Origin of the sequence: Bradyrhizobium sp. IAR9 (assembly GCF_013408065.1) — a bacterium.
GTDB lineage: Bacteria > Pseudomonadota > Alphaproteobacteria > Rhizobiales > Xanthobacteraceae > Bradyrhizobium.
In genome coordinates this window covers 1-5,609 of sequence record NZ_JACBZW010000031.1, presented here as the reverse complement: position 1 = coordinate 5,609, position 5,609 = coordinate 1, and the positions used below count along the sequence as shown (strand labels likewise).

1 protein-coding gene is annotated in these 5,609 nt (G+C 64.8%); it reads right to left on the bottom strand.

Features of this window, described 5'->3' with window-relative positions:
- Positions 1 to 5,609: non-ribosomal peptide synthetase (locus GGD67_RS38995; RefSeq protein ID WP_179740335.1), on the bottom strand; the 5,609-nt coding region annotated here is incomplete at both ends.

Genomic DNA, 5,609 nt, shown 5'->3' with positions numbered 1-5,609 from the left:
CTGGCGATGAACCGCTCGGCTGTCAGCTCAGGGCGGTTCAGGTAGCCCCGTGCCACTCCCGCCCCGCCAATGTAAAGCTCGCCCACCGCGCCGAACGGCACCAGCCCGCCATGGCCATCCAACAGGTAAACCCGCGTGTTGGCGATTGGACGCCCGATCGGGACCACTGACCCATTGAAGTCAGCCGGGCAAGTCCAGATCGTCGCGCAGACTGTCGCCTCGGTCGGGCCATAAGCGTTGACAATTGATGCTGGGGTCAGACTTCGGATGAGTTCGGGCTTCGGCAGCTCTCCAGCAAGAACGAGAACTTGCGCAGCCAAACCTTCCGGATCCTTGCTTGTCTGAAGCAACGCTGGGGGTAACGTCGCGTGGGTGATGGCTTCGCTTTGGAGATAATCCGATAGCTTGTTACTCGCTTGACGGATCTCTTCCGCAGGCAAGTGCAAAGCGGCTCCGGAGCCAAACGCCATGACAAGCTCCCAAGCGCTTGCATCAAAAGCAATGGAGGCGAACTGCACAACGCGGCTGTTGGAAGAAGCGCCAAAGAGGCCGACCTGAGCCGACAGCAGATTGACCAACCCCTGATGCTGGACCATGACTCCCTTTGGGCTTCCGGTTGAGCCTGAGGTGTAGATCACATAAGCGAGATGGCACGCTGTGAGGCCAAGCGCGCGTCGGTCAGGGTTTGATGCCGTCCGATCGGCCCAGGCGGGCGTGGCGGTCTCCAGATCGATGACCGTCACATCGGTCAGCACCTTGGGGCCGAGTGCGGCGCGACCGACGACGTCGCAAAGCAGCAGCCGCGGCGCGGCATCGTCGACAACCTGATGCAGCCGCTGGCTGGGATAGGCTGGGTCCAGCGGCAGATAGGCACCGCCAGCCTTGAGGATCGCCAAGACACCAACCACCATCGCCGGACTGCGTTCGAGGCAGATCGCAACCGGCTGGTCCGGCTTAACCCCGAGCTCGATCAGATGATGCGCCAGGCGGTTGGCCCGCGCGTTGAGCTCGCCATAGCTCAGCCGCTCGTTTTCGCAGACCAGCGCCACCGCCTCCGGCGCCTTTTGCACCTGCGCCTCGAACAGCTCATGGACGCACAGGTCCGATGGATAGGCCTCCGCCGTCCGGTTCAGATCCTCCAGTAGATAGGTGCGCTCCTCAGCCGGCAAGATGTCCAGCTCGCGTACCGGCGTATCCGGGGCATGCTCCAGCGCCTTTGCCAGCTGCTCGAGCACCCGCTGCATGTAGCCGCAGATCCGATCCGCCGAGATTGGTTCCGCCGCCTGCACAGTGAGGCCCAGCGCCTCGCCAAAATCCTCCACCGACAAGGTCAGGGGATAATTGGTGCGTTCCTCTCCACCCAGCCATTCCATGCCCGACAAGACATCATCCGTCCCGGAGCCGGGCACAGCCGGCGCCGTGTTGTGACGGTAGTTCAACAGCGTGCTGAACAGCGGTGCCGACGCCGCAACAGCGCTGCAGCGCTGTGCCAGCGCCAGCGGGGCATGCTCATGCGCCAGCAGGTCGGCCAGCCGGGCCTGCGTCATCCGCACGCTCGCCTCGACGGCGGTCTCATCGAGATCAAGCCGCAGTGGCAGGGTGTTGATGAACAACCCCATGGCGCGGTCGGCGCCAGCGCTGCCCTGCAGTCGGCCTAACAGCACCGTGCCGAATACCACCTGCTCGCGGCCGCTGCTGCGCGCCACCACCTGTCCCCACGCCAGATGGCACAGACTCGCCAGACTGACGCCCAGCCGCCGCGCCTGTTCGCGCAGCCTCGCATGGAGAACTGACGGCAGCATCCGATGCGCCTCTCGAACCCCGCCTCCGTCGCCGCGCACCTCGCTCAATTCGAAGGGCGTGGTCGGCTCGTCGATGTCGGCCAGCAGCTCCCGGAAGAACGCTTCATCGGCCTTGTCATCACGGCGTAGATGCGCCTGCGCCACCAGATTGCGGAATGGCCGCGGCGCCGTCAGTTCATGCTGGCGCCCCTCCAGCTCGGCCCGGACCTCAGCATGCATCACCTCCCGCGTCTTGTGATCCCCGATCAGATGATGCTGCAGCTCCAGCAGCAGCCAGCGCGCGCTTCCGGGCTCGCGCGCAATCACAAACCGCAGCAATGGCGCCCGGCCAAGCTCGATGCGGTGCCGACGTGGGTCAAACCGCTCCCTGAGCTTCTTGGCTCCAGCGCCATCCAGCTGGACCTCGATCACCTCCAGACGCGCCTCCCGCCACACCACCTGGGCCGGCCGCGACAAGCCCTCCCAGACAAACGAGGTACGCAGGATGTCATGCCGATCCACCACCCGCTGGACCGCGGCAAGATAGCGGTCGAGCAGCCCACGCTCGGCAAACGCCATCTGCGACACCAGTAGGTACGGATCGCCCTTTGCCGCTAGCAAATGATGGAACAGGATGCCGTCCTGGAGCGGCGACAGGCCGTAGATGTCCTGGATGTTGCAAACCCCGCCGGGTACCGTGGCGATGATCCGGTCGATCTCGCCCTGCGTCAGCTCGATCAGCGGCAACATCTGCGGCGTGATCGCCGCACTCCGCTCGGTGATCAGGTTGGCCGGGACCGCCACCTCGTGATGGCGGCCCAGGCTTGCAGCCAGATCCGCCAGCACCGGCTTGACGAACAAGGTGCGCACCTCGATGCGCAGTGACCGCCGCCGTAGACGCTCGATCATCTGCACCGCCAAGAGCGAGTGCCCTCCCAGTTCGAAGAAGTTGTCGTCCCGTCCGACCCGCTCCAGCCCCAGCAGCTCGGCCCAGATCTGCGCCAGCACCCTCTCCATCTCGCCCTGAGGCGGGGCGTAGGTCCGGCGCGCATACGCCTCGTCGCCCGGGGCCGGCAGCGCGTTTCGATCGAGCTTGCCGTTCAGCGTCAGCGGAAGCGCCGGCAGCCGCACGAACGCACTCGGCACCATGTAGTCCGGCAGCCCCGCACTCACATGCGCCCGCAAAGCGCCGGCAAGATCAGATTCCTCAGCTTCAGCGGCAACGACATACGCAACGAGGCGCTGCTCGCCGCGACCATCCTCGCGCGCCACTACCACCGCCTCGCGCACGTAGGCGTGCTCGCAAAGCCGCGCGACGATCTCGCCCGGTTCGATCCGGAAGCCGCGGATCTTCATCTGATCGTCGTTACGGCCCAGGAACTCAAGATTGCCATCCGGCAGGTAGCGTGCAAGGTCGCCGGTCCGGTACAGCCGGTCGCCCTCCACAAACGGACTGGCGATGAACCGCTCGGCTGTCAGCTCAGGGCGGTTCAGGTAGCCCCGCGCCACCCCCGCCCCGCCAATGCAGAGCTCGCCCACCGCACCGAACGGGACCAGCTCGCCATGACCATCCAGCAAGTAGACCCGCGTGTTGGCGATTGGACGGCCAATCGGGACGATAGCGTCATCAAACTCAGCCGGGCAGCTCCAGGATGTAACGTCGATCGCGGCCTCAGTCGGACCGTAGAGATTGTGCAGGGCCGACCAGGGCAATACCTGTCGAACCCTATGCACACTTGCGGCAGGGAGCGCCTCGCCGCTGCATAAAACTCGCCGCAGCGATGTGCAGCGGTCAACACTCTTCGCATCCAAAAAGCTGACCAGCATGGATGGCACGAAGTGAACCGTCGTGATGCGCTGGCTGACGATCAAGTCGACCAATGCACCGGGATCTCTGTGCGCACCGGGCGGCGCCAGTACGAGCGTTGCCCCTTCAAGCAAAGTCCAAAAAAACTCCCAGGCCGAGACATCGAAGCTAAATGGCGTCTTCTGCACCACGACGTCTGTTGCCTTCAGACCATAGGCGTTCTGCATCCAGATCAGGCGATTAATGATAGCCCGATGCTCATTCTGAGCCCCCTTGGGCGTGCCCGTGGATCCCGAGGTGTAGATCACATAGGCGAGATTGCGGGAGGTCAGGCTGAGCGCGCGCGGATCAGGATCCCTTTCAGGCAGGCTAGCCCAGGCCGGCGCCGCAGCATCGAGCTCCACCATGCTCACATTGGCCGGCACATCCGCGCCGAAGGCGGCACGGCCGGCCACATCGGCCAGCAGCAGCCGCGGCGCCGCATCGTCGAGCACCTGATGCAGCCGCGCCGACGGATAGGCCGGGTCCAGCGGCATATACGCCCCGCCGGCCTTCAGGATCGCCAAAAGCCCCACCACCATCATCGGACTGCGTTCGACGCAGATCGCAACCGGCTGGTCCGGCCTGACCCCGAGGGCGATCAGGTGATGGGCCAGGCGGTTGGCCCGCGCATTGAGCTCGCGATAGCTCAGCCGCTCATCTTCGCAGACTACCGCCACCGCATCCGGCGCCTTGTGCACCTGCGCCTCGAACAGCTCGTGGATGCACCGCTCCGCAGGGTACGGCGCCGCCGTCCGGTTCAGCTCCTCCAGCAGATAGGTGCGCTCGGCAGCCGAGAGCAGCTCAATCCGGTGAACCTCTTGCTGCGCATCGGCAGCCATCGCCCGCAGCAGCGCCAGCAGATAACCACGCTGCCGCTCGATCGTCGCCTGATCAAACAGCGCTGTGGCATAAGCCAGCGTTCCGGCGATCTCCTCGCCATGCTCGCCAAGGCTCAGCTCCAGATCGAACTTGACCTGATCAAGCTCGTCCCCGGCAGCTTCGACACTCAGCCCCGGCAGGTCCAATGACCCAACCGCATTGTTCTCCCAGGCCAGCATCACCTGCAACAACGGCGTGTGATCAAGAGCCCGGGGCGGCTGCACGATCTCCACCACCTGCTCGAACGGCAGGTCCTGATGCTCCTGCGCAGCCAGCACCGTGCGCCGCGTCCGCTCCAGAAGCTCGGACACGCTTGGCTTGCCCGACAGGTCCAGCCGAAGCGCCAGGGTGTTGACGAAGAACCCGATCAACTCTTCGATCTGCCGGTGCCCCCGATTGGCGCTCGGCACGCCAATCACAAGATCGTCCTGCCCCGACAGACGCGACAGCACCGCCGCCCAGGCCGCCAGCACTGTCATGAACAACGTCGTGCCATGCTGCAGGCTCAGCCGCTTCAGCTCCCGCGTCAAATCCGCATCGACGATGATCGGGACCGTGGCCGCGACAAACGACTGCTGGGCAGGCCGCGCATGGTCCGTCGGCAAGACAAGACGGGTCGTGCCTGCAAGGGCGCTGCCCCAATACTGCGCCTGCTTCTGCAGCCGTTCCCCTGACAGCCATTGGCGTTGCCAGGCGGCGTAATCCGGATACTGGATCGCAAGCGGCGGCAGAGGATCGTCCTGCCCAGCCTCGAACGCCCGGTAAAACTGGCTAAGTTCACGCAGCAGCACGCCCATCGACCAGCCGTCCGAGACGATGTGATGCTGGGTCAGCAGGAAGACGTGCTCCTCATCCGACATCCGCAGCAGATGCCCGCGGATCAGCGGACCGCGCGCAAGATCGAATGGCGTGCGCCCCTCTTCATGGCGAAGATCCAAAAGTGCCGCTTGCGCATCCGATCTCTCCCGCAGATCGTGCTCAACTATCGGCAGTCCCGCATCCGGCGGCAGAACCTCAACCCGGGGCTTGCCCTGCGTCGCGACAAAAACACTGCGCAGCGCCTCATGACGCGCAAACACACGGTCAAGGCTGCGCTGCCA